24 protein-coding genes and 1 tRNA gene are annotated in these 24,376 nt (G+C 71.2%); 13 read left to right on the top strand and 12 right to left on the bottom strand.

What is annotated here, in order from left to right; all coding sequences use genetic code 11:
* Nucleotides 1–30: 30 nt before the first annotated feature.
* The 7 genes from FF096_RS10920 to FF096_RS10895 all read left to right on the top strand — a co-directional run bounded on the left by FF096_RS10920 (nucleotide 31) and on the right by FF096_RS10895 (nucleotide 10,230).
* Nucleotides 31–864 carry a hypothetical protein gene (locus tag FF096_RS10920; protein ID WP_155217091.1) on the top strand — a complete coding sequence of 278 codons (834 nt, stop codon included), beginning with the start codon at nucleotides 31–33 and terminating at the stop codon, nucleotides 862–864.
* Between the two features lie 635 nt (nucleotides 865–1,499).
* Nucleotides 1,500–2,675 carry a pyruvate dehydrogenase (acetyl-transferring) E1 component subunit alpha gene (gene pdhA / locus FF096_RS10915; RefSeq protein WP_155217090.1) on the top strand — a complete coding sequence of 392 codons (1,176 nt, stop codon included), beginning with the start codon at nucleotides 1,500–1,502 and terminating at the stop codon, nucleotides 2,673–2,675.
* Complete coding sequence (locus FF096_RS10910) at nucleotides 2,675–3,664, top strand: alpha-ketoacid dehydrogenase subunit beta (protein ID WP_155217088.1); 990 nt, start codon at nucleotides 2,675–2,677, stop codon at nucleotides 3,662–3,664. Before pdhA ends, FF096_RS10910 begins: the two co-directional genes overlap by 1 nt.
* Nucleotides 3,665–3,669: 5 nt before the next feature.
* A complete protein-coding gene (locus FF096_RS10905) occupies nucleotides 3,670–5,094 on the top strand; it encodes a dihydrolipoamide acetyltransferase family protein (protein WP_155217553.1) in 1,425 nt (474 codons plus the stop codon).
* A gap of 219 nt (nucleotides 5,095–5,313) precedes the next feature.
* The gene (locus FF096_RS26320; RefSeq protein ID WP_165521953.1) at nucleotides 5,314–5,451 is read left to right on the top strand and encodes a hypothetical protein; all 138 of its coding nucleotides are present in this window, start codon (nucleotides 5,314–5,316) and stop codon (nucleotides 5,449–5,451) included.
* 341 nt (nucleotides 5,452–5,792) lie between these two features.
* Nucleotides 5,793–8,243: a hypothetical protein gene (locus FF096_RS10900; protein WP_155217086.1), complete on the top strand. Its 2,451-nt coding sequence runs from the start codon at nucleotides 5,793–5,795 to the stop codon at nucleotides 8,241–8,243.
* Between the two features lie 151 nt (nucleotides 8,244–8,394).
* On the top strand, nucleotides 8,395–10,230 hold the full coding sequence (locus tag FF096_RS10895) for an NHL domain-containing thioredoxin family protein (RefSeq protein ID WP_155217084.1): 1,836 nt from the start codon (nucleotides 8,395–8,397) through the stop codon (nucleotides 10,228–10,230).
* A gap of 10 nt (nucleotides 10,231–10,240) precedes the next feature.
* Here FF096_RS10895 and FF096_RS10890 read toward each other — a convergent pair whose 3' ends face one another.
* Genes FF096_RS10890 through FF096_RS10880 form a run of 3 tightly spaced genes read right to left on the bottom strand, consistent with a single transcriptional unit; the run spans nucleotide 10,241 to nucleotide 12,508 of the window.
* A complete protein-coding gene (locus FF096_RS10890; RefSeq protein WP_155217082.1) occupies nucleotides 10,241–10,990 on the bottom strand; it encodes a LamB/YcsF family protein in 750 nt (249 codons plus the stop codon).
* The gene (locus tag FF096_RS10885) at nucleotides 10,974–11,831 is read right to left on the bottom strand and encodes a biotin-dependent carboxyltransferase family protein (RefSeq protein ID WP_309223065.1); all 858 of its coding nucleotides are present in this window, start codon (nucleotides 11,829–11,831) and stop codon (nucleotides 10,974–10,976) included. The genes FF096_RS10890 and FF096_RS10885 overlap by 17 nt, the downstream gene beginning before the upstream one ends.
* A complete protein-coding gene (locus FF096_RS10880) occupies nucleotides 11,828–12,508 on the bottom strand; it encodes an allophanate hydrolase subunit 1 (RefSeq protein ID WP_155217080.1) in 681 nt (226 codons plus the stop codon). The genes FF096_RS10885 and FF096_RS10880 overlap by 4 nt, the downstream gene beginning before the upstream one ends.
* Before the next feature lie 107 nt (nucleotides 12,509–12,615).
* Here FF096_RS10880 and FF096_RS10875 point away from each other — a divergent pair, with 107 nt between their 5' ends.
* Nucleotides 12,616–13,293, top strand: coding sequence for a hemolysin III family protein (locus FF096_RS10875; RefSeq protein ID WP_309223064.1), 678 nt, complete (start codon nucleotides 12,616–12,618; stop codon nucleotides 13,291–13,293).
* A 71-nt stretch (nucleotides 13,294–13,364) separates the two neighbouring features.
* On the opposite strand, the gene FF096_RS10870 is transcribed toward FF096_RS10875, so the two are convergent.
* A complete protein-coding gene (locus FF096_RS10870) occupies nucleotides 13,365–13,649 on the bottom strand; it encodes a DUF6458 family protein (RefSeq protein ID WP_155217078.1) in 285 nt (94 codons plus the stop codon).
* A 115-nt stretch (nucleotides 13,650–13,764) separates the two neighbouring features.
* Between FF096_RS10870 and FF096_RS10865 the strand changes: the two genes are divergently transcribed.
* Nucleotides 13,765–14,304 carry a histidine phosphatase family protein gene (locus FF096_RS10865; RefSeq protein ID WP_155217076.1) on the top strand — a complete coding sequence of 180 codons (540 nt, stop codon included), beginning with the start codon at nucleotides 13,765–13,767 and terminating at the stop codon, nucleotides 14,302–14,304.
* A gap of 28 nt (nucleotides 14,305–14,332) precedes the next feature.
* On the opposite strand, the gene FF096_RS10860 is transcribed toward FF096_RS10865, so the two are convergent.
* The 4 genes from FF096_RS10860 to FF096_RS10845 all read right to left on the bottom strand — a co-directional run bounded on the left by FF096_RS10860 (nucleotide 14,333) and on the right by FF096_RS10845 (nucleotide 18,677).
* Nucleotides 14,333–14,602 (bottom strand): DUF6458 family protein, encoded by a 270-nt coding sequence (locus tag FF096_RS10860; protein ID WP_088996804.1) that lies wholly within the window; start codon nucleotides 14,600–14,602, stop codon nucleotides 14,333–14,335.
* Between the two features lie 200 nt (nucleotides 14,603–14,802).
* Entirely contained in the window at nucleotides 14,803–16,659 is a 1,857-nt protein-coding gene (locus FF096_RS10855; protein WP_155217075.1) for an acyl-CoA dehydrogenase, read from the bottom strand.
* 148 nt (nucleotides 16,660–16,807) lie between these two features.
* Complete coding sequence (locus FF096_RS10850; RefSeq protein WP_155217073.1) at nucleotides 16,808–17,935, bottom strand: PP2C family protein-serine/threonine phosphatase; 1,128 nt, start codon at nucleotides 17,933–17,935, stop codon at nucleotides 16,808–16,810.
* A 100-nt stretch (nucleotides 17,936–18,035) separates the two neighbouring features.
* Nucleotides 18,036–18,677 (bottom strand): septal ring lytic transglycosylase RlpA family protein, encoded by a 642-nt coding sequence (locus FF096_RS10845; protein ID WP_309223063.1) that lies wholly within the window; start codon nucleotides 18,675–18,677, stop codon nucleotides 18,036–18,038.
* Between the two features lie 177 nt (nucleotides 18,678–18,854).
* On the opposite strand from FF096_RS10845, the gene FF096_RS10840 reads away from it, so the two are divergent.
* The gene (locus FF096_RS10840) at nucleotides 18,855–19,406 is read left to right on the top strand and encodes a phosphoribosyltransferase family protein (RefSeq protein WP_155217069.1); all 552 of its coding nucleotides are present in this window, start codon (nucleotides 18,855–18,857) and stop codon (nucleotides 19,404–19,406) included.
* 57 nt (nucleotides 19,407–19,463) lie between these two features.
* Here the strand turns inward: FF096_RS10840 and FF096_RS10835 are convergent, their stop codons facing one another.
* Complete coding sequence (locus tag FF096_RS10835; protein WP_155217547.1) at nucleotides 19,464–19,979, bottom strand: alpha/beta hydrolase; 516 nt, start codon at nucleotides 19,977–19,979, stop codon at nucleotides 19,464–19,466.
* Between the two features lie 102 nt (nucleotides 19,980–20,081).
* Here FF096_RS10835 and FF096_RS10830 point away from each other — a divergent pair, with 102 nt between their 5' ends.
* Entirely contained in the window at nucleotides 20,082–20,513 is a 432-nt protein-coding gene (locus tag FF096_RS10830; RefSeq protein ID WP_155217067.1) for an ASCH domain-containing protein, read from the top strand.
* Nucleotides 20,514–20,541: 28 nt separating this feature from the next.
* Here the strand turns inward: FF096_RS10830 and FF096_RS10825 are convergent, their stop codons facing one another.
* Both FF096_RS10825 and FF096_RS10820 read right to left on the bottom strand, forming a co-directional pair.
* Nucleotides 20,542–21,426 carry an LLM class flavin-dependent oxidoreductase gene (locus FF096_RS10825; protein WP_309223062.1) on the bottom strand — a complete coding sequence of 295 codons (885 nt, stop codon included), beginning with the start codon at nucleotides 21,424–21,426 and terminating at the stop codon, nucleotides 20,542–20,544.
* A gap of 179 nt (nucleotides 21,427–21,605) precedes the next feature.
* Nucleotides 21,606–21,679, bottom strand: a tRNA-Gly gene (locus FF096_RS10820).
* Between the two features lie 368 nt (nucleotides 21,680–22,047).
* Here FF096_RS10820 and FF096_RS10815 point away from each other — a divergent pair.
* A complete protein-coding gene (locus FF096_RS10815) occupies nucleotides 22,048–23,049 on the top strand; it encodes a zinc metalloprotease (RefSeq protein ID WP_155217063.1) in 1,002 nt (333 codons plus the stop codon).
* A 67-nt stretch (nucleotides 23,050–23,116) separates the two neighbouring features.
* On the opposite strand, the gene FF096_RS10810 is transcribed toward FF096_RS10815, so the two are convergent.
* Nucleotides 23,117–23,653, bottom strand: a complete 537-nt coding sequence (locus tag FF096_RS10810) for a pyridoxamine 5'-phosphate oxidase family protein (RefSeq protein ID WP_155217061.1) — start codon at nucleotides 23,651–23,653, stop codon at nucleotides 23,117–23,119.
* Between the two features lie 77 nt (nucleotides 23,654–23,730).
* On the opposite strand from FF096_RS10810, the gene dcd reads away from it, so the two are divergent.
* A complete protein-coding gene (gene dcd / locus FF096_RS10805; RefSeq protein WP_155217059.1) occupies nucleotides 23,731–24,309 on the top strand; it encodes a dCTP deaminase in 579 nt (192 codons plus the stop codon).
* Nucleotides 24,310–24,376: the final 67 nt, after the last annotated feature.

Raw genomic sequence — 24,376 nt, 5'->3', positions numbered from 1 at the left:
CGGTATCGGTCGCACCAGGGTCAGCGATCGGTGTCGGTCGAACCGGTGGCGGGCAGGCACCGGTCGCGCAGCCGGATCCGGGCCCGGAGACGGGCGCTGCCGTTGCGTTCCGGCGCGCCGGGCAGCACCGGCTCGGTGATCGCGCTGGTCGGCGAGGCGTCCGACGTGGGATCGACGTCAGCCGGGGCCGTCGGACTCACCGAAGCGGTCGGCACGGCAGGCCCGGACGGTGAACTCGACGCGGTCGGGTCGCTCGTCGGGGACGGGTCACTCGACGCGGTCGGGTCGACGGACGCCGAGGGATCGCCGGACGGGCTCGGCTCCGTGGTCGGCGGTTCGCTCGACGGAACCGGATCGGCGGCGTCGCTCGGATCGGCCGAGGCGGTCGGCGGGTCCGGGTCGTCGGTCGGCGAAGGCGGACCGCTCGTCGGGGTCGGATCGCCGGTCGGCGAGGGTGAGCCGCTCGTCGGGTTCGGCGACGGCGTCGGGGTGCGGGTCGGGGTCGGTGCCGGACGCGGGGCCGGGGTGCTGCTCGGTGGCCGGGGAGCCGGTACGGTCGTCGGCGCGCCGGGACGGCGGACCGGAGCGTGTTCGACAGGTGTGCCGGCGGTCGTCAGCCGTGGCGCCGGCACCACCGGGCTGACCGGCGACGCGGCCGGCTCGACCGAGGGCACCGAGGTCGTGGTGGCGGGCACAGCGGTGGGCGGCGGCGGAAGCACCACCGGACCGACGGAGGGGGTCGGGATGAACGGCGTACCGCTGTCCGGCAACGCCGTGCTGCCGACCGTCGCGGAGCCGGTGCTGATGGCGGCGAGGACCGGCATCGAGGCCGTGCCGGCGAGCAGCGCCACCGTCAGCAGATAGCCCCGGCTGGGTCCGGCGGTACGCACCGCCCGGTGCGCGCCCACCACGCGGCGGTAGCCGGATGCCCGGTGCCGTCCGAGGAACGGAGTCCCGGGACCTTCACCTGGTTCGGACACCACGCACTCCTCGTCGTCGCCCTGGACCGGGGAAACCGACGGAGACCCCGGCGGGCCGACCGACAGCCGACTCAGGCCCGCGCGATCAGCCTGGGGCAGTTACTCTGCGTCAGCCAACCCCACACCGCGTGTCGACACGCGTATCTGGCCGAATGGTGACGAACCATCACCGGATCGGTCGCGCGTCGCTCGACCCGACACTCCGGCATTTCAGGTAACGAAGCGGGCCGCCACCAGGACGCGGGGCAGGCAGGGTGTGGGACGCCTCACCTCTGATGCGAGACTGGACGGTACGGCGGCAGCGCAGCCGCGACCTCCGCGCACCCACGCGGTAGGCGCGACTGGGCGCCGGCGCTCCCGAACCGGGTTCGGCCAGAATCCGGCTCATGCCGCGCGGCAACCCCTACCGGGGTCAGGCGCGGCCGCCAGGAACCATCCCGGCACCAGCCGGGGCGGGCGCACGAGTCGCGCGGCCGGGTAACCCCCCGGTGCCGACGCAGACACGACAGGGAGAGACGGATGGCAAAGGGCGACCCCGGGGCACCGGCCCGCGGCCGACGAGCCGCGCCCCGATCCAGGAAGGCCACGACCGGCGATCCGGAGTTGGTGCAGCTGCTCACGCCGTCGGGCGAGCGGATCGAGAGCGTCACCGGTCCGGACGGCACCGAGTACCGTGTCGACTTCACCGACGAGGAGTACCGCGGCCTCTACCGCGACCTGGTTCTCGTCCGGAAGTTGGATGCCGAGGCGACCGCCCTGCAACGGCAGGGCGAACTGGGCCTGTGGGCCAGCCTGCTGGGCCAGGAGGCCGCGCAGGTCGGTTCCGGTCGGGCGCTGCGCGCACAGGACATGGCCTTCCCGACCTACCGGGAGCACGGCGTGCTCTACTGCCGTGGCATCGACCCGATCATGCCGTTGGGCCTGTTCCGCGGCGTCGACCAGGGCGGCTGGGACCCGAACGAGTTCAAGTTCAACATGTACACGATCGTGATCGGGGCGCAGACCCTGCACGCGACCGGGTACGCCATGGGCGTCGCGATGGACGGCAAGACCGGCACCGACGACGGCGAGGCGGTCATCGCCTACTTCGGTGACGGTGCCACCAGCCAGGGCGACGTCAACGAGGCCTTCGTCTGGGCCAGCGTCTTCAACGCCCCGCTGGTGTTCTTCTGCCAGAACAACCAGTACGCCATCTCCGAGCCACTGGAGCGGCAGACCCGGGTTCCGCTGTACCGGCGGGCCGCCGGCTTCGGCTTCCCCGGCGTACGGGTGGACGGCAACGACGTGCTGGCCACGTACGCGGTGGCCCGGCACGCCCTGGACAACGCCCGGCAAGGGCAGGGCCCCAGCCTGATCGAGGCGTACACCTACCGGATGGGGGCACACACCACCTCCGACGACCCGACCCGCTACCGCATCGCCAGCGAGGTCGAGGCCTGGCAGGCCAAGGACCCGATCGCCCGGATGAAGGTGTTCCTGGAGCGCGAGCAGCTCGCCGATGCCGATTTCTTCGCCGACGTCGACGAGCAGGCCCGCCGGGAGGCGCTCGACCTGCGCGAGCGGGTGCTGGCCATGCCGAACCCGGCACCGGTCACCATGTTCGACCACGTCTACCCCAACGGGTCGCCGCTGCTCGATGAGCAGCGCGCACAGTTCACCAAGTACTTCGACTCGTTCGAGGGGAGCGCGCACTGATGGCCACGGAGACGCTCACCCTCGGCAAGGCCCTCAACATCGGCCTGCGTAAGGCCCTGGAGAACGACCCCAAGGTCGTCATCATGGGCGAGGACGTCGGCAAGCTCGGCGGGGTCTTCCGGATCACCGACGGGTTGCAGAAGGACTTCGGTGACCAGCGGGTGATCGACACCCCGCTGGCCGAGTCCGGCATCATCGGCACCGCGGTCGGCCTGGCCATCCGGGGCTACCGGCCGATCTGCGAGATCCAGTTCGACGGCTTCGTCTACCCGGCGTACGACCAGATCGTGTCGCAGGTGGCGAAGATGCACTACCGCTCGGGCGGCAAGCTGCGCATCCCGTTGGTCATCCGGATTCCCTTCGGTGGCGGCATCGGCGCGGTGGAGCACCACTCGGAGTCACCCGAGGCGTACTTCGCGCACACCGCCGGGCTCAAGGTGGTCTCCTGCGCCAGCCCGCAGGACGCCTACGTGATGATCCAGCAGGCCATCGCCTCCGACGACCCGATCGTGTTCCTGGAGCCCAAGCGGCGCTACTGGGAGAAGGGGCCGGTCGACCTCGACGCTCCGCTGTCCGAGGCGTACCCGCTGCACGCCGCCCGGATCGCGCGGGCCGGTACCGACGCCACCCTGCTCGCGTACGGCCCGATGGTGCGTACCTGCCTCGACGCGGCGACCGCCGCCGCCGAGGACGGGCGGAACCTGGAGGTCATCGACCTGCGTACGCTCTCCCCACTGGACCTGGGTGTGGTGTACGAGTCGGTGCGGCGTACCGGCCGCGCGGTGGTGGTGCACGAGGCACCGTCCAACGTGGGTCTGGGCGCGGAGATCGCGGCCCGGGTCACCGAGGAGTGCTTCTACTCCCTGGAGTCGCCGGTGCTGCGAGTGACCGGCTTCGACACCCCCTACCCGGCCGCCCGGGTGGAGGAGGAGTACCTTCCCGACCTCGATCGGGTGCTGGACGCTGTCGACCGCACCTTCGGCTGGTGAGCGGCATGTCGCGGATCAAGGAGTTCAACCTGCCCGACCTGGGCGAGGGCCTGACCGAGGGCGAGATCCTCGCCTGGCTGGTCAAGGTGGGCGACACGATCGAGTTGAACCAGCCGATCGTCGAGGTGGAGACGGCCAAGGCGGCCGTGGAGATTCCGGCGAAGTGGGCCGGCCAGGTCCAGGCGATCTTCCATCCGGAGGGCGCCACAGTCGAGGTCGGTACCCCGATCATCGCGATCGACACCGACCCGGGCGCCGGTCCGGTCGAGCAGTCCACCACCGGTGCATCCGCCACCGACCTGCCCACCCCGTCGGCGGCGTCGTTGGCCGCCGTGGAGGTCGCGCCGACCGAGGGCGCGGTCGAGCCGGGCCTGATCGGCGGTCCCGCCCCGGGTGGCCGCACCGCCGTTCTCGTCGGCTACGGGCCGCGTACCACGGCGGCGAAGCGTCGCCCCCGCAAGAGCTCCGCCCCGGCACCGACCGCACCGGTGCGGGTCGTGCCGGCACCGGTCCAGGCCACCGTGCCCGGCAACGGCCGAAGCAACGGGGTGCTGGCCAAGCCGCCGGTGCGCAAGCTCGCCAAGGACCTCGGCGTCGACCTGAGCACGCTGACCGGCTCCGGCCCGTCGGGCTCGATCACCCGGGAGGACGTCCAGCGGGCGGCGGCCCCTGCGGCCACCGCCCCGGCGACGGTCACCACCGTGGCCGGTTCGACCGCGAGCTTCGGCACGGACCGCGAGCAACGCATTCCGGTCAAGGGAGTACGCAGGCTCACCGCCGAGAACATGTCCCGCTCGGCCTTCACCGCTCCGCACGTCACCGAGTTCCTGACCGTGGACGTGACCCGGGCGATGAAGGCGCTGGACCGGCTGCGCGAGCGGCGGGAGTGGCGTGACGTACGGGTCTCGCCACTGCTGCTGGTCGCCAAGGCGGTGCTGCTGGCGGTCCGGCGGCACCCGATGGTCAACTCCAGCTGGGCCGGCGACGAGATCATCGTCAAGGACTACGTCAACCTGGGCATCGCGGCGGCCACCGAACGTGGCCTGATCGTGCCGAACATCAAGGACGCCGGCCGGTTGCCCCTGCGCGAGCTGGCGGACGCGATGACCGACCTGGTGCAGACGGCCAAGGCCGGGAAGACCTCACCGGCCGACATGTCCGGTGGCACCCTGACGATCACGAACGTCGGGGTGTTCGGAGTCGACACCGGAACTCCGATCCTGCCGCCGGGTGAGTCGGCGATCCTGGCCTTCGGCGCGGTCCGCCAACAGCCCTGGGTCCACAAGGGCAAGGTCAAGCCGCGCCTGGTCACCACGCTCGGTCTCTCCTTCGACCACCGGATCATCGACGGCGAGTTGGGGTCGAAGTTCCTGCGCGACGTGGGTGACTTCCTCACCGATCCGGAGGCGGCGCTGCTCGCCTGGACCTGACACCTCACGACGGCGACGGCCGGTGTGCAGGGGGTTGCTCCCCGGCACACCGGCCGTTTCCGTTGGTCGAAGGAAAAGTGTGGCCGCTGCCACCCCTGGCCGAAGATTCGTAGGCTGGTGGCCCAACTCACCTACTAATCGGTGGCAATCTACGGTGCGCTGCGCTTCAATGGAGAGGACGACGGGACGACAACCGAATAGTCCAGGAGGAGAACCCCCATGAGCATGATCGAGCGAATCCGCAACCGCCGCGACGCCAACCGCCGCGCCCGCGCCATCGAGCGGGCCCTGCGTTCCGCCAGTTCGCCCGCGGTCCGTGACGAGATCCTCGCCATCGCCCAGCGTCACATGCACTGACGCCACACGACGTTATCCGCCTCCTCCAGATCGACGACCCGCCCGGTGTACCGGGCGGGTCGTCGGCGTTACGACCGGGCGTTGACACCGGGATACCGCCCCGCCGCAGCGCCCGGTACGGTGGGGCTCGGTCGTCGTCCGTGCTCGGGGACAGACCGAGGCGACAGAAGCACCTCGACACCGCCCGGCGACGGACAGTGACAATCGAGCTCCCCGGAAGCCCACCAGCGGCTACCGGGTTACGGTGCGGGGAGCCGGCACGGCCGGTACGCCGGCACCGCCGGCTGTCCTGCCGAGACCATCGGCAACGGCGGCCGACATGTGATGGAGGAGGCGCACACATGACGTCCGAGGGCCCGCACCGCCCCGGCCAGGAGCCGGACGAGGTGCCGCCGGGCGGCAGCGGACCGGCACCGTACGGCGACCGACCAGCTCAGCAGGGCAACGGGTACGACGCATCCGCCCCCGACCTCGGTTGGGCCCCACCGCCACCCGCCCGGCCGGACACATCCGCACCAGCCTGGGCGAACCAGCCGGGCAACGCGTGGGGCAGCGCCCAGGCGACCCGGCAGGCAGAAGCCACGCCCGGCGGTTGGGACCAGCCCGCCGGTAACCAACCGGCCTGGGCGTCCCCCGGCGACCAGCCGCAGCAGCCCGGCCCGGGATGGGCCCCGGGCGCACCGCCCACATCGGATCAACCTGCCTGGGCAAACGGCGCCCAGGCCGGGCCTGCCTGGGCCAACGGTCCCGCCACTGGAGACAACGGGCAGTCTCCGGACTGGTCGTCGAACCAGCCCGCCGCGAGTCAGCCCGACTGGGCTGCCAACCAGCCCGCCGCGCGACAGCCCGACTGGAACGGCGGACAGTCCGCACCGGAGCAGTCGGCACCCAACGGGTGGGCCGGTGCGCAGCAGCCGGACTGGGCCAACCCACCGCGCCCCGACCAGCAGGCTCCCGACTGGGCTTCGGCCCCAGGGCAACCCGAGCCCGCCCAGCCCGCCTGGGCACAGGCCGACCAGCCGATGCCCACCCGCGAGCCGGTGGCCCGGGCCAGTGCCCAGGTGCCGATTCCCGACGCGGGTCAGCAGCAGCGGCCCACCGACGGGCCGTCCCGTACCGAGGCATGGCCGTCCGAGCAACCGGAACAGCCCGGCTGGGCGACCGGCCAGCGCCGAGAGCCCGCCGCCGGTGGCTGGGGCGGCGAGCAGCAGGCCGAGGGCTGGCAGCCGGGCGGTGACCGACCGGCACAGCCCGAGTGGGCCACGCCGCCACGGGAGGAGCCGACCGGCTGGGCCGGTGGCAACCCGGCGCAGCCGTCCTGGACTCCGTCGGCCGAGCCGCTCCCCTCCCGCAACGCCGCCGACCGGCCCTCCACGCCCGACATTCAGCCGTGGGCGCCAGGTGAGGCGTGGGGCCAGGCAGCGGCGGAGCCTGGCACGCCTCGGACCAACCCCGAGGCCGACGCCGGTCGGTCCGATGCTGCCCCGGTCTACCAGCCCGCACCGGCACCGGGCATCTCTCCGGCGAACAAGGTGCCGTTGCCGCCGCAAGAGCCACGAGTGCCGGGTGCCAGCCTGGCCGCCACACCACCGGCGGATTTCGCCCCGCCCGCGCCGCACACCGACGAACCCGCCAGCCCAGCGGCCGACCAGGCGGCTGGCTGGGGCCAGCCGGAGACCCGGTCCGACGATCCGCAGTCCCCGGCCATCCCGGCGCCGCGCACCTCACCGGAGGCCGAGGGCCGAGCCACCCCGGGCGCTGGCAGCGGCGTCGCGGCGAGCGCCTCCGTGCCGCTGTCCAGTCGGGTCATGCCCCCGGCGGACCACGCGGTTCGGCCGACCGGCTCACCCGCACCACAACCCCGGGTGTACGGCCGACCGGCCCGGACCGAGCACACCGAGGAGCCACCCCAGGAGCACGGCGAACAGCCGCTGGTGCCCCGCTTCGACCAGAGCCCGGGTCGGTTCGACTTCAACCAGGGTCCGGAGCGCAGCGACCAGGGCCCGGAGCGGTTCGAACCGGCACCGGAGCCCCACTTCCCCGACCGGGAAGCACCAATGGGTGGGCCCAACGCCTTCGCGGGTTCGGCCGCCCCGGCCTCACCGGCCGCCCCACCCGCCTTCCCGCCCGGGATTCCGTCCTTCGTGGACGCCCCGGCCACCAACCGTCCGGTCAACGGGGTACGCCCGCACGCGGACCCGCCGGCCGACCCGTTCGCGGGCACGCCGCGTGACCCGTTCGGCGGCCCGGGTAACGACCCGTTCGGTGGGCCGCCCGAGCACCCGGGCGGCACCTACGGCTCTCCCGTCCGCTCGGAGCCGGGTGGCGAGCACAACCCGGCGTTCCCCCCGCCGCCGCAGTCCGCGCCGCCGTGGAGCCCGGGGCCGGGTGCCGGGGCAGACGATGGGGAGCAGGGCCGCTTCGACGCGTTCAAGCCGGTCGCCGAGCCGACGCCGGAGGCACCGACGCCCAAGGTACGCAACGGCCGGGTGCTCGCCGCGGTGCTGGTCGCCGCCGTGCTCATCCTGGCGATCCCGCTCGGCCTGCTGATGCTCCTCGGCATGATCGGCGGATCGGACGACGCGAACGCCTTCGACCCGCCGGTCGGTTCCTGCGTCAAGCGCTCCGGCAACACCGCCGTGGCCGCCGACTGCGCCGAACCGGAGGCGTTCAGCGTGGTGTCCAAGGTCGAGTCGAAGGACAAGTGTCCCGATCCGGCCATGCCGCACGTCGACCTCCGGGGTGCCACCGCCAACCCGGTGCTCTGCCTCAAGGAGGCGGCCGCCGGCTGAGCCCGTGTGATCGTCGGCGGGGTCACGGGCGACCGTGGCCCCGCCTCGTTCTGTCCGACGAACCGCGACGAGATTCCACGGCGATGTCGGGTACGCCTCTCCGACCTGCCTTCAAGCCGGTTGCCCGCCGCTGGTAGGGCACGATGGGGTCATGAGTGCACGTGTACGGGCTCCCGAGCTTCGAGGTCGGGCCTGGTTGAACACCGGCGGACGAGAGCTGACCCTCGCCGACCTGCGCGGCAAGATCGTCATCGCCGATTTCTGGACCTTCTGCTGCATCAACTGCCTGCACGTCCTGGACGAGCTGCGTCCCCTGGAGCAGAAGTACGCCGACGTGCTGGTGGTGATCGGCGTGCACTCGCCGAAGTTCGAGCACGAGAAGGACCCGGACGCGCTGGCCGCCGCCGTGGAGCGGTACGGCGTACACCACCCCGTGCTCGACGACCCCGAGCTGGACATGTGGCAGCAGTACGCGGCCCGCGCCTGGCCGACCCTCGCGGTGATCGACCCCGAGGGATACGTGGTCGCCACCATGGCGGGCGAGGGCCACGCGGACGGGCTGGCCCGGCTGATCGACGAGCTGATCGCCACGCACGAGGCGAAGGGCACCCTGCACCGGGGAGACGGTCCGTACGTCCCGCCCGCAGAGCCGGAGACCACGCTCCGCTTCCCGGGTAAGGCGGTGGCCCTGCCCGACGGCAACCTGTTGGTCTCCGACTCGACGCGGCACCGCCTGGTCGAGTTGGGCACCGACGGGGACACCGTCGTGCGTACCATCGGCTCCGGCGAGCGGGGTCGGACCGACGGCTCCGCCGCTGCCGCGACCTTCTCCGAGCCTCAGGGGTTGTGCCTGCTGCCGCAACAGGTGGCCGAGGTCGCCGGTTACGACCTGGTGGTCGCCGACACCGTCAACCATCTGTTGCGGGGAGTACGGCTGTCCACCGGCGAGGTGCACACCGTCGCGGGCAGCGGGCGGCAGTGGCGCTCGACGGTCGACGACCACGCGCACGACGCCCTCTCGGTCGACCTCTCCTCGCCCTGGGACCTCGCCTGGTACGACGACAAGATCATCATTGCCATGGCGGGTATCCACCAGCTCTGGTGGTTCGACCCGATCAAGCGCACCGCCGGGATGTACGCCGGCACCACAGTGGAGGCGCTGCGTGACGGGCCGCTGGCGCAGGCGTGGCTGGCCCAGCCGTCCGGGCTCGCCGTCGCCACCGACGGCAGCCGGCTCTGGGTGGCCGACAGCGAGACCAGCGCCATCCGCTACGTCGAGAACGGCGTCCTGGGTACCGCCGTCGGTCAGGGCCTGTTCGACTTCGGCCACGTGGACGGCCCGGCGGCGAACGCTCTGCTTCAGCATCCGCTCGGGGTCTGCGCCCTGCCCGACGGCTCGGTGCTGATCGCCGACACGTACAACGGCGCGGTGCGCCGCTACAACCCGGCCGACGATCAGGTCGCCACCGTCGCCACCGGGCTGGCCGAGCCGAGCGACCTGGTCCTCACCGCCGACGGCGCGGTGCTGGTGGTGGAGTCGGCGGCGCACCGGATCACCCGGCTGGCTCCCGGTGCGCTGTCGGCGGCGGGTGCGGAGACCGTCGACGGTCCCCGGCACCGCACCGAGCGCAAGCCGACGGATCTGGCCGTGGGCGAGGTCGTCCTGGATGTCGTCTTCACCCCGGCACCCGGACAGAAGCTGGACGACACCTTCGGGCCGTCGACTCGGCTCGTCGTCTCGGCGTCCCCGCCGGAGCTGCTGGTCGAGGGTGCCGGCACCGGCACGGAGCTGTCCCGCCGTCTGGTGATCGACGGTTCGGTGTCCGGCGGGGTGCTTCAGGTGACCGCCCAGGCGGCGACCTGTGACGCCGATGTGGAGCACGCGGCCTGCCACCTGACCCGGCAGGACTGGGGCGTACCGGTGCGGGTGGTCGACGGCGGTGCCGCGCGGCTGCCGTTGGTCCTGCGGGGCATGGACGCGGGCTGAGGACCCGCTCTCAGCTGAACGGGGTGGGGGTGACGCCGGCGTCGAGGAGCGCGGCGCGGACGAGTTCCGCGGCGGCCACCGCGCCGGGACTGTCGCCGTGCAGGCACACCGACTCCACCGCGCACGGGACCGTGCTGCCGTCGACGGTCACCACGACCCGCTCGGTGGCCATCCGTACCGCCCGGCGCGCCACCTCCTGCGGGTCGGTGACCAGTGCGTCCGGTGCGGTGCGCGGCACCAGGCGGCCGTTGGGCAGGTAGTTGCGGTCGGCGAACCCCTCGGCCACCACCCGGATGCCGGCGCCCTGAGCGAGCTGGGCCAGCACGGATCCGGGTGGGCAGAGGACCGGCAGCTCCGGGTCGTAGTCGTCGAGCGCGGCCACCAGGGCCGCTGCGGGCATCTCCTCGCTGGCCGCCGCGTGGTAGAGCGCGCCGTGCGGCTTGAGGTAGCGGACCCGGGTCCGGTACGCCCGGCAGAAGGCGTCGAGCGCGCCGAGCTGGTAGAGCACCTCGTCGCGTAGTTCGGCGAACTCGTACGCGATGTGCCGCCGACCGAAGCCGGCCAGGTCCCGATATCCGACCTGGGCTCCGACGGCGACGCCCCGCTCCGTTGCGGCGGCACAGACCCGGCGCATGGTGGCCGGGTCTCCGGCGTGGAAGCCGCAGGCGACGTTGGCGGAGGTGACCAGGTTCAGCAGGGCCTGGTCATCGCCGAGACGCCAGATGCCGAAACCCTCACCGAGGTCAGCGTTGAGGTCCATGGAACCTGACCGTAGTGCCTGGCCCGGCCTGCGCGAGCGGCGTCACGTCGTCCACCACCGCGATGACCGGGTATCCGCCGGTGGTCGGGTGGTCGGCGAGGAAGACCAGTGGCTGACCGTCCGCCGGCACCTGCACCGCACCGAGGACGAGCCCTTCGCTGGGCAGTTCCCCGGGCACCGCGCGGGGTAGCGGTGCGCCGCTGAGGCGTACGCCGACCCGGTTGCTCAACGGACTCACCTGGTACGCCGTACCGAGCAGCGTCTTCAGCGCCGCCGGGGTGAACCAGTCGTGCCGGGGTCCGAGCCGGACGGTGAGCGACAGCTCTGCGGGGGCTGCCACGGGCACGGTGACGTCGACCGGGGCGGGTGGTCCGGCGGGGGTGCCGAGCGGCAGCAGGTCGCCGTCGCGCAGTGGGGCCGGTCCGATCCCGGCGAGGGTGTCGGTGGCGCGGCTGCCGAGCACCGGCGCGACGGCGATCCCGCCGGCCACCGCGAGCCAGCAGCGCAGGCCCCGTCGGGCGGGACCGATGCGCAGCACCGCCCCGCCCGGTACGGCCAGCGGACGCCCGGTGTCGCCGGGACGGTGGCCGACCCGTACGTCGGCCTCGGCGCCCACCACGGCGACGGTGGTGGCCCGGGTGGGGCGCAGCTCGCAGCCGGTCAGGGTGATTTCCAGTCCGGCGGCGGTCTCCGGGTTGCCGACGAGACGGTTGGCCAGCCGCAGGGCCGCCGGGTCGAGCGCACCGGATCGGGGTACGCCGAGATGCGCCCAACCGGGTCGGCCGAGATCCTGCACGGTGGTCAACGCCCCGGCCCGGAGCACCTCGACCTGGCCGGTCACTGCTGCACCAGCCGGACCCGGGTGCCGGGGCTGAGCAGTGCCGGTGGGTCCGCGGTCACGTCGAACAGGGTTACTTCGGTCCGTCCGACCAGCATCCAGCCGCCGGGGGAGGCGGAGGGGTAGATCCCCGCGTACCGCCCGGCCAGGGCCACCGACCCGGCCGGTACCCGGGGACGGGGCGTCGGCAGCCGAGGCACCGTCAGTTCGGCGGGCAGCCCGGTGAGGTACCCGAAGCCGGGTGCGAAACCGCAGAACGCGACCTGGAACTCGGTCTCCCGTAGGCGGCTCACGACGTGCGGTACGTCTGTGCGCCAGTGTTCCGCCACCCGGTGCAGGTCCGCTCCGTCGAAGGTCACCGGTATCCGGACGAGGTGGGCGGCGGTGGCACCGGGCTCGGCCGCCTCGGTGTCGGCGGACGGTGCGACGGTCCAGCCGGCGATCCGGGCGGCGGTGGCCGACGGATCCGCGACGCCGTCGAGCAGCACGGTGGTGGCCGCCGGAACGATCTCGACGGCGGACAGTTCGCCCAGCTCGCGCCGTCGCCACAGTTCCGCCCGCCACGCCTCGACGATGGCGCTCACGTCGGTGTCACGGCGGGGCGCGGCGGGGGGATCGGTCTCCTCCGGCAGGGTGAGGTCGAGCAGGAGGGCGTGCGTGCCGACCCGTCTGATCCGCATTCCGCTATCTTCTCGTAAACGCCTCCGCTGCCGCGTCGTCCGCTGGTCGCGGGGGCGTGACCAGATGCACTACCCGAAAGTAACCTACGCTGCCGTAACCTATTGACGTGACCACCTCAGCACGCCCCCGGCTCAAGCCGGTCGACATCGGGAAACCCCGGATGCGCGGCTGGCTGCACACGTACGCCTTCTTCGTCGCCCTGGTCTGCGGCATCGTGCTCTGCTCGATCGCCGCCACCCGTCCCGGCTGGACCCCGCTGATCAGTGCGGCCGTCTACAGCTTCACCGTCTGCGGTCTCTTCGGCACCAGCGCGCTGTACCACCGTCGGGTGTGGTCCCCGCGCGGCTACGCGGTCATGCGCCGGATGGACCACTCGATGATCTTCCTGTTCATCGCCGGCACGTACACGCCGTTCTGCCTGCTGCTGCTGGAGACCCGGGCCGCCGTCATAATGCTGTCGATCGTCTGGGGTGGCGCGCTGGGAGGGGTGGCGCTGAAGCTGATCTGGCCGCACGCCAACCGGTGGGTCTCCGCCCCGCTGTATCTCGCCCTGGGCTGGGTGTCCGTGGCGATGCTGCCCGACATCCTCCGCCAGGGCGGGGTCACCGCGCTGGTGCTGCTCGCCGTCGGTGGCGCGATCTACACCGTGGGGGCGGTCTTCTACGCGCTGCGTCGCCCCAATCCGTGGCCCACCGTCTTCGGACACCACGAGTTCTTCCACGCCTGCACGTTGGTCGCCGCGATCTGCCACCACATCGCCATCTACTTCGCACTCTTCGCCTGACCTGGGTACGACGACAGCGGGGGTGGTGAGCCTCGTTGCTCACCACCCCCGCTGAGTCCGTCGGGTCGGGGTCAGATCGTGGGGCCGGGCCGGCGCACCTCGCGGTACTCCTGGACCACCCGGTCCTCCTGGACCGGCACCGCGCGATCGGCCATCACCCGTTCCTCGCGCACCGGCGCGACGACCGGGCGCCGACGCGAGTTCCAGAAGTAGAGGGTCACCAGCAGCCCGGCGACGCCCGCGAGCATCAGCACCCAGCCGACGACGCTCAGGTCGAGCCAGCCCAGGTTCGCCTCCACGGCAAACGCGAAGATCGCACCCAGTGCGATCAGGAAAATACTGCCACCGATGCCCATCTCGTCGTCTCCTTGGCTATCGAAGCTGGTTCCACTCCGCCGCGGCCACGGATGAGGTTGCGGCATCGACCCACTTACCCCGGCACACCGATCGTCAATCGGGCAAGCTGGAACCATGGCGGACGACGCGCACCACGAGCGGACACTGGTGCTGTTGCGGCACGCCAAGGCCGAAGCACCCGCCCCGGGCCGTCCTGACGTCGAACGCCCGCTGGCCGCTCGCGGTCGGGCGGACGCCGCAGCCGCAGGGGTGTGGCTGGCTCAGCACGGGCTGCTGCCCGACGTGGTGCTCTGCTCAGCGGCGGTACGCACCAGACAGACGTGGCACGACGTCCAGGCGGGCATGACCGGCTCATGGTCGGAGAACGGCCCCACCGGTTCGGCCCCGGCGGTCAGCTACGAACCGGATGCCTACGAGGCTCGCCCGGAGGATCTGCTGGGCCTGATCCGCCAGGTGTCGCCGAGCGCGGCGACGGTCCTGCTGATCGCCCACAACCCCGGCATCTCGCTGCTGTCCGAACTGCTCGACCCGCTCCGGGCGGATCCGGAGGGACTGCGCACCAGCGGCCTCGTGGTGCACCGGACGGCCGTGTCCTGGGCGCGCCTGGGCCGTGGCGCGGCCGAGATCGAAACACGGCACACCGCACGCGGTTGACGCGTGCGGTGTGGGCTGAGGCGGACGCTCAGCTCGGTGGCGCGGTCGGCGGCGGTGGATCGGGCGGCGGCGGCATCATCGCGGTCGGATGCGACAGCCGGTTCTCCTCCACGATCAGGGTCCGTGCCCGCTTTCGACGGTCCTGCCAGAACCACAGTGTGGTGAGCAGCACGGCCAGCCCGGCCAGGATGAAGACCCAGCCGACGGCCCGGAGGTCGATCCACCAGACGTTGGCCCGGATGGCGAAGGTCAGGATCGCGCCGATCGCGATCAGGAAGATCCCACTACCAATGCCCATGTGCGCGGCACTCCCCCGTGCGGTTGCTCTGGGCCTACTCGGACTGGTCAGCCACGGATACCCGCCGCCGGGGGATTTACCCACTCCCCGGACGACCACGGCCAGCACGACGACAGCCGGCAGGGCGAACCCTGCCGGCTGTCGGCTACCACGGGCCGCGACGCGCCGCTATCGCGCGTCGCGGTGGGGAATCCCGTGGCTCAGAACGCTTCCTCCGGGACATCCATGACGTCCAGGTCGGTGTTCTCGATGATCCGTCGGTCCGCGCCGACGCGGGGCAGCACCTCGCGGGCGAAGAACCGGGCGGCGGCCACCTTTCCGGTGTAGAACGCCTTGTCCGCCGCCGTCACCTCGCCGGCGAGGGCCTTCAGCGCCACGTCGGCCTGCTTCTGCAACAGCCAGCCGACCACCACGTCGCCGATCGCCAGCAGGAACCGCCGGCTGCTGAGTCCGACCTTGTACAGCGCCCGGGCGTCACCGCCCTGCGCCTCACCCAGCCAACCGGTCATCACGCCGATGATGTTCTGAATCTCGGCGAGTGCCTTGCCGAGCGCCTGCCGCTCCTCCTTGAGCTGGCCGTTGCCCGCCTCGGTGGTGATGAACTCCTGGATCTCGCCGGCCACGGCCATCAGGGCCTTGCCGTTGTCGCGGACGATCTTCCGGAAGATCAGGTCGAGGCTCTGGATCGCCGTGGTGCCCTCGTACAGCGTGTCGATCTTGGCGTCCCGGACGTACTGCTCCAGCGGGTAGTCCTGAAGGAAGCCGGAGCCGCCGAAGGTCTGCAACGCCTCGTGCCCGAGCAGCTCGTACGCCCGCTCCGAGCCGACGCCCTTGACCAGGGGCAGCAGCAGGTCGTTGACCCGCTTGGCCAGCTTGGTGGCCTGCTCGTCACCGGCCGCCTCGGCGATGGCGACCTTGTCCTGCCAGGAGGCGGTGTAGCAGACCAGAGCCCGCAGGCCCTCGGCGTACGACTTCTGCAGCAGCAGCGAGCGCCGCACGTCGGGGTGGTGGGTGATGGTGACCCGGGGCGCGGTCTTGTCCGTCGACTGGAGCAGGTCAGCGCCCTGCACCCGGTTCTTGGCGTACTCCAGGGCGTTCAGGTAGCCGGTGGAGAGGGTGGCGATCGCCTTGGTGCCGACGAGCATCCGGGCGTACTCGATGATCATGAACATCTGCCGGATGCCGTCGTGCTTGTCGCCCATCAGCCAGCCCTTGGCCGGCACACCGTGCTCGCCGAAGGTCAGCTCGCAGGTGTTGGAGACCTTGAGGCCCATCTTGTGTTCGACGTTGGTGGCGTACACGCCGTTGCGCTCGCCCAGCTCGCCGGTCTCCTCGTCGAAGTGGTACTTCGGGACGACGAAGAGCGACAGACCCTTGGTGCCGGGCCCACCGACGCCCTCTACGCCGACCGGACGGGCGAGTACGTAGTGGACGATGTTGTCGGTCAGGTCGTGCTCACCAGAGGTGATGAAGCGCTTCACGCCCTCGATGTGCCAGGAGCCGTCCGGCTGCGGGATGGCCCGGGCCCGGCCAGCGCCCACGTCCGAGCCGGCGTCCGGCTCGGTGAGCACCATGGTCGAGCCCCACTGCTTCTCGACGAAGAGCTTCGCCCACTTCTTCTGCTGCTCGGTGCCCTCGACGCTCAACACGTGTGCGAAGGACGGGCCGGAGGCGTACATCCAGATCGGCGCGTTCGAGCCGAGCACCAGCTCGGCGAGCGCCCACCACAGCATCCGGGGGGCGTTGCTGCCGTCCAGCTCGTTGGGGAGGTCCAGCCGCCAGAACTCGGAGTCCATGAACGCCTGGTACGACTTCTTGAACGACTCCGGCAGCGGCGCGGTGTGGGTGGCCGGGTCGAAGACCGGTGGGTTGCGGTCGCTGTCGGTGTAACTGGCGGCCAGGTCCTCGCGTGCCAGGCGGTCCATCTCGGCGAGGAAGGTCCGGGCCGTCTCGACGTCGAGGTCGGAGTACGGCTCCTGGCCGAACGCCCGGTCCGCTCCGAACACCTCGAACAGGTTGAATTCGAGGTCCCGAAGGTTGCTCTTGTAGTGGGTCATGTCGCTGGCCCCGCTTCCGGACAGGTGTTACCGATCAGTAACCCTGACTCTATTACTCGCGGGTAGGAAGCGACAACCCGGTCTTGATAGTGACAGGCATTACACACCTGCCGTTCCGGTTCACGTCGCCCCTGGTCGTGGGGAGTTCTCACCCCTCGGCCGCGCCGACCTCCCAGCTCGGCACCGCCGCCGTCGCATCCCCCGGTGAGCCCGTGTACTCCATCAGGACCAGTGCGATGTCGTCGTCGAGTCGGCCGTGCACCCATTCGACCAGTGCGGTCTCCAGCGAGGCGAGGCCGTCGCCGACCGTACCGTGACCGAGCAACCGCCAGGCCCGGTCCGTGGTGGGGAAGAACTCGCCGTCCCGACGCGCCTCGCCGAGCCCATCGGTGAACAGCAGCAACCGATCGCCCGGCTCCAGTCGTTCCACCCGTGGCCGGACCACCGGCATGAAGCCCAGCGGAGGCGCCGGCGCCGGCGGCTCAAGGGAGATCACCGCACCGCGACGCAGCAACAGCGGCGCGGGGTGCCCGCAGTTGACGATGGTGAGCGTGCCACCGCGTTCCTCGACCAGCGCGGCGGTGACGAAGTCCTCGTCGCCGACGTTACGCGCCACCGCCCGGTCCAGGTCCGTGACCACGGCCCGCAGATCGGCCCGCTCATAGGCGACGTGCCGGTACGAGCCGAGCACGATGCTGGCCAACCGGACCGCCTCAAGGCCCTTGCCGCGTACGTCACCGATGATCATCCGTACGCCGTACGGCGTCTCGATCGCCTCGTAGAGGTCACCGCCGATCTCGGCCGTGGCGGTCGACGATATGTACCGTCCCGCCACCGACAGGGCACCCACCTGCGGGCCGAGCGGGCGTAACACCGCCTGCTGGGCCACCATGGCGAGCTTCGACAACTCGGCGATCTGCTCCGCCTGCCGTTGGCGTACCGCCGCGACCGCCCCCGCGATGCCGGTGCCCAGCGCGATGCCGGCCACCGCGACCGCCGTGGACAGCGAGACCGGCCACTCCGCCAGGGCGAAGGTCGCCCCCAGCACGGAGGCGGTGATCCCCACGCCGAGTACGACCCGCCACGAGGCCAGCGCCGCGGCCAGGAACGGAGCGGCCACCATCAGCGCGATGTGGTTGGCGGTACGACCATCCGCCAGCTCGACCGCCGAGACGATTCCGAGCAGGCCGAGGGCCGCGCCGAGGCCGGCGCGGGATCCGGGGCTCAGCGGGCCGCGGCCCGGCTGGAGGAGTTGCGTGCGTACATCCGACAGCATGCCCGATGTACGTGTACGAAAGAATGAGCCTGGCCCCTCGAACGAGACTGTTCTGGCCACGAGGACCCCGCGCCGGAGCCGATCGCGGCGCTCCACCGCCTCAGCCGAGCACCTCGTAGCGAACTTCGATGTGGCCGAGGTCGAGCGACGCGATCTCGGCGAACGCGGCGCGCGCCAGGTCCAGGCAGCGTCCTTCGATGAACGGACCACGATCGTTGATCCGGACGGTGACCGACTTACCGTTGGCCGGGTTGATCACCCGGACCTTCGTGTCGAAGGGCAGCGTCTTGTGCGCGGCCGTCATCGCCTCCGGGTTGAACGTCTCGCCGTTGGCGGTCATCTGGCCCTGCCAGTAGAAGGAGGCGCCGCAGGAGCCGGTGTCGACCACCGGGCGGGCCGTCGTCTTCTTGGCCGTCGGCTTCGGCGTCGGGCTGGCCGTACGCGGCTTGCTGCGGGAGGGCGCCTGGGTGGTGCGGCTCGGCGTCGGACGCACCGTCGGGCTCGGCGACGCGGTGACACTGGCGCTGGCGCTCGGCGACGCGCTCGGCGAGCCGGACGGAGCAGCGCTCGTCTCGGTGGTGGGCGCGAGGTCGATCGCGGCCGGTCGTACCGGCTCCGACCCGGCGGTCAGCCGAACCGCACCGACGGTACCGCCGACGGCGAGCGCGACCGCCACCACGGCGCTGGCCGTGAGACCGGCCGGTGAGGTGATCCTGCGGGTACGGGAGTGCTTGCCAGCCACCAGCCCGGTCCTTTCTCAGCGGGTCAAACCGGCTCGGACCATAACGAGAGAAGCACTTCCGAAGTCAACGTGATCATGATGGTATGCCCGCAATTAGGGTGATACGTGAAGCCGATCATCCGATCGGTGGTGGGCCAGGCGGTCCCGTGCGCAACGCGCCTGGCGCAGGATGGAGACATGCCCGCTGAGCTGAGAGAACGCCTCGTCGAGCTGTTCGGATGGGTCGACCCCGGCCCGGGTTCGACCCACCTGGTCAGCGATATCTCCGGATGGTGGCGAGACCCGGCGACGCTCACCGCGCTGGGGCCCGCGCTGGTCGCGCCGTTCCGGGCGGCCCGGCCCACCGTGGTGGTGTCCCCCGCCGTCACCGGATTCCTCCTCGGCCCGCTGGCAGCCACCGCCCTCGGCGTGGGATTCGTGGCCGCGCACAAGCCAGGTGACGGACGGCTGCCCGCCGGGCCGTTGACCTGGGCGCAGAGTCCCCCCGACTTTCGCGGTCGGCGGGTGGACCTCGCGGTCCGTGACCGGCACCTGGGACCGGGCGACCGGGTACTGGTGGTGGACGACTGGGTGGACACCGCCGCCCAGGTACGCGCCGTCTACGAGATCTGCTGCGCCCGAGGAGCCGAACCGGTCGGCACCGCCGCCGTGGTCGCCGACTGCCCATCGACAGTGGCGGCAGAACTGCGCATCACGGCCCTGCTGACCTCCACCGATCTCCCGGCCTGACAGCCGTGGCCCACGACCTCGCCGATCGACGACCTCGCGGCCGACGACCGGGAGGGGTCAGCGGACGAAGTCCTCGACCACGGTGCAGACCTGGCCGAGCGCCTCAGCGGAGCGGGCCAGCGGGCCAGGCACCATCAACGCGTGGTCGGCACCCGGGATCTCCAGCACGTGCGGGGTCAACTGCCGGGCGATCCGACCGTCCCAGGACGAGTCTGCGGTGCCGCCGACCAGGATGAACGGTGCCGAGGCGCGACGCAGCGCGTCGACCACCTCACCCCGGTGCAGCAGCGGGGTGAGCCAGACGGCAGGCAACCCCCGGCTGGCCGCGAGCGGCGCGGCGAGGGTGCCGAGCGACTTGCCGACCAGCAGGTCCGTCCGCTCGTGCAGGGTCGGGGCGACGTGGTCACACACCCACCTGTCGATGGTGTCGATGTCGAAGTTCTCCGGCACCTGCCAGGAGATCCCGTGCAGCCCGAAACCGAGCCGGCGGAGCGCTTCGCCCAGGTAGAGGAAGAGGGGGTACCGGGTGTCGTACCCGCGTCCCGGGATGAGCACCGCACGTCGGCCCGCCATCGGCATCTCCTTGTCGTCGGCCATCGACCGTACCCCCTCAAACCCGGCCGGCACGGTTGAAGCGACACCGGATCCCCGCGAGCGGGCGATAACCTCGGCAGGATGTGGCCACGGATAGGCGGACTCCGCACGTTGGACCTCGGCACCCCGGGTGAACTACGGACCCGCCTCAACACCCTCGTGCTGGCTGGCGTGAAGACCGCCACCGCCGGCCTGCTGCGCGAGTACGTCGACGAGGGTGAGGAACTCGAGCACGTCGGAGAGCACCTGGCCCTCGTCGACGACGCGGACTCACTCCTGGCCGTCGTCCAGGTGACCGGAGTCGAGGTGACCCGGTTCGCCGAGGTGCCGTGGGACTTCGCCCGCGCAGAGGGGGAGGGCGACCGGTCGATCGAGGAGTGGCGGGCCGGGCACGCCGCCTACTGGGCCCGCGCCGGCACACCGGTCACCGACGACAGCGAGATCGTGTGCGTACGCTTCCGCCTGGTCTCCGCCGGAGTCGGCGACATCCCCACCGGCGACCTCGGCACCTGAGTGCCCCAGCGGGTAGTGACCGGCGGGTTCAGCCGCGCAACTCGGGCAGCAGACGGGTGGCGACCTCCGTCAGGACCGCCTCGTCACCGGCGTACCAGCTGCTCTCCCTCGGCCAGTGCGTGATCACGTCGGTGAAACCGAGCTTCGCCGCGCGTTCCACCTGGTCGGCGAAGAACCGTGCGCTACTCAGCGAGAAGACCGGTGCCGAATCCAGCGACAGGTAGCGGTCCAGACTCGCCGGGTCACGCCCCTCGGCCGCCAAGGCCCGGTCCAGACGTGTGGTCACCTGCGCCACTCCCGACCACCAGTCGTCCAGGTCCTCCCCGCCGACACCGGTGGTCACCCACCCCTGACCGAAGCGGACCACGGTCCGCATCGACCGGGGGCCGTTGGCGGCCACCACGAACGGCACCCGGGGCCGTTGCACGCATCCCGGATTGCTCCGCGCGTCCACCGCCGCGAACCAGTCCCCCCGCCAGGTGGCCCCGTCCTGCCGCAGAATCGTGTCGAGCAACTCGGTGAACTCGGCGAACCGGTCGACCCGCTGCCGTGGCGTCAGCGGTTCACCGCCGAGCACAGCCGCGTCGAACCCGATGCCGCCGGCTCCGAGGCCGAGCAACACCCGCCCGCCTGAGATGTCGTCCAGCGCGGTCACCTGCCGGGCGAAGGCCGCCGGGTGCCGGAAGTTCGGCGAGGCGACCAGAGTGCCGAGACGGATCCGGGTGGTCACCGTCGCGGCGGCGGTCAACGTCGTCATCGAGTCGAACCAGGGACCGTCCACGAGATCGCGCCAGCCCAGATGGTCGTACGTCCAGGCGTGCTCGAACCCCCAGTCGTCGGCCTGTCGCCAGCGGTGCCGGGCCACCGACCAGCGCTGGTCGGGCAGGATCACGATGCCAACCCTCATGATCACCAGCGTAGGGGCTCACCTCGGTCGCAACGCGCGTTACCGCAGAGACCCGGCCAGGGGGTGAGCAGTGAGCCGACACTCCGACGGGCAGGGGACAGTTGCCGCTGCACAGCCGCGCGCCAGACCTCTGAAGCATCGAAGGCCCTGGTCAGGACTTACGTCCCGGCCAGGGCCTTTCGCGTTGGAGCGGGTGACGGGAATCGAACCCGCACTGTCAGCTTGGGAAGCTGATGTTCTGCCATTGAACTACACCCGCAGGCGAGGTCACTCTACCCGAGCATCCCCCGCCGGTGCATCTAGGGCTCCACCGCGCCGCACGAGCCCGACCCGAACCACATCCCACACGACGCCGACCCGCGCCACAGGATGCCGTCGCACGGCGTGGTCGCTCCGCGACAGGGCCGCCTAGACGTCGCTACGCCACGATCACCCAGACAGGCCATATGCCCGAAGTTGCCCGATTCGCTTCCAGGGCGGGCGAGGCCAGGGCGGATGCGGGAGAAAGTTTCACCCTCGCGCAACATATGGCCGTGTTCAAATGCTTCGATGGGTTGTAACGTCTGCCCCACGTTTTCCGCACGACGCGACACAACCCCGGTCGCGTCGCCAGAAAGAGGTGGGCTTATGGGACCGCGTCCCGTCCTGCTGAACCGGCGCATGGCCGGCATCGCATCGACGTCGTTCGCCCTGCTGCTCGGCGTGGCCATGGTCGGCGTGCTGCCGGCCTCCACCACGACCGCGGCCCCTGCGGCGGCGGCCGTCACCGCCGACGAGGTGTGTGAGGATCACCTGGGCTCCCTGGCGCGGGCCAAGGGTGGCAGCGTCGTCGACCACGATCCGAACCACCTGACCCCCGCGCAGGTGCACCAGCGCGAGGCCGAGTTCGCCGACATCCTGCAGGAGCGCGCCAAGCGAGTTGGCCAACGCACGCTGAGCACCCAGGCCGCAGCAGCCTCTGTCACCATCCCGGTGGTGGTGCACGTGATCCGTCGGGACACGACCCGGGCCGGCGGAAACATCCCCGACTCGATGATCCACTCGCAGATCAACGTGCTGAACCAGTCGTTCAGCGGTGCGACGGGTGGTGCCGCCACCGCCTTCGCGTTCCAGTTGCAGAGCATCAACCGGGTCACCAACTCGTCGTGGTACCCGATCCGGCAGGGCTCGTCGGCCGAGCGGCAGATGAAGACCCAACTGCGTCAGGGCAACAAGTCGACGCTCAACATCTACCTCGGTGCGCTCAGCAACAACCTGCTCGGCTGGGCGACCTTCCCGCAGAACACCCTGAACGTCATGGACGGCGTGGTCGTGCTGAGCGAATCGCTGCCGGGCGGCACCGCCACCAACTACAACCACGGTGACACCGGCACCCACGAGGTCGGCCACTGGTTGAACCTGTACCACACCTTCCAGGGCGGCTGCTCAGGCAGCGGCGACCAGGTCTCGGACACCCCTGCCGAGGCTTCGCCGGCCAGCGGGTGCCCGACCGGTCGGGACACCTGCTCAAGCCCGGGCCTGGACCCGATCACCAACTTCATGGACTACTCGTACGACTCCTGCATGTACCAGTTCACGCCGGGTCAGGCCACCCGCATGATCAACGCCTGGAACGCCTACCGCGCATAGCAGCGCTCGCAGCACCGCGTACTCAGGTGCCGGCTCCGTGGGACGGGCCGGCACCTGCGTGTGCGGGTCAGGCGGCGCAGCGGTGATGCCGCCCGGGGCGGGTCGGCACCGGGCGGGTCGCCTGATGGGCGCCGCCGGCCGGGTCGAGCCAGACCTGAACGGCCGGGCGGGACGCCAGGCCGCTCGTCCCACCCACCGACTGCTCACGACGGGCCAGCATCGCCACGTCGACCGTGAACTCGAAGAGACGCCAGTCGGCGTGCGGGGCGGCCCGCGAGGCGAGCGCCAGCCGGGCGACGGTGGCGTCGTCGGTAACGGGTCGGGCCCGACCAGCGACGTACGCCTCGTCGTCGCTCTCCTCCGGCGGGAACGAGTGCAGTGCGTAACGGCCGTCGCGTTCCAGGTCGCGTCGCTTCGGTGAGTCGATCACGAAGCAGTAGAGACCGTCGTCGGTGATCACCGGGGAGACCGGGTGCACCCGGGGCCCGCCGTCGGCGCGGACCGTGGCCAGATAGCCGAAGCCAGGGCCATACTGCTGCATGAGAAGGCGGATCCCGTCGGCGAGTCGAGGCTCGTCAGCGGCGAATTCGGACCAGGAAGCCATGGGGACATCCTATCGAACACACGTTCGAAGCGGGTAGTCGAACACGCCGATCGCATACGGACAGCTATGGTGTGGCGATGCTGCTCTCCGACCGCGACCTGGTCTCCGAGATCAAGGCGGGCACCCTGGCCCTCGAACCGTTCGAGCCCACTCTGGTGCAGCCCTCCAGCATCGACGTACGCCTGGACAAGCTGTTCCGGGTCTTCAACAACCACCTCTACACCCACATCGACCCGGCGACCCGGCAGGACGACCTCACCTCTCCCGTCGAGGTGCCCGACGGCCAGGCCTTCGTGCTGCACCCGGGTGAGTTCGTGCTCGCCTCCACGCTGGAGGTCATCTCCCTGGGCGACCAGCTCGCCGGCCGCCTCGAAGGCAAGTCCAGCCTGGGCCGACTCGGCCTGCTCACCCACTCCACCGCCGGCTTCATCGACCCAGGCTTCTCCGGTCACGTCACCCTTGAGCTGTCCAATGTGGCCAACCTGCCGATCACCCTGTGGCCGGGCATGAAGATCGGCCAGCTCTGCATCTTCCGGCTCTCCTCACCGGCCGAGCACCCGTACGGATCGGCCGTCTACGGCTCCCGCTACCAGGGTCAGCGCGGGCCGACGCCGAGCCGCGCCTGGCAGAGCTGGCGCACCTGGCCCACCCGCTGACGCTCGCGCGGGCAGGCCAGGTCCACATTCGGGCGGTACGAGCCCAGCCGGGTCACCGAAGTCGGTG

This window comes from Micromonospora sp. CP22 (assembly GCF_009712475.1).
GTDB lineage: Bacteria > Actinomycetota > Actinomycetes > Mycobacteriales > Micromonosporaceae > Micromonospora.
This window is presented reverse-complemented; position numbering and strand designations above follow the sequence as displayed.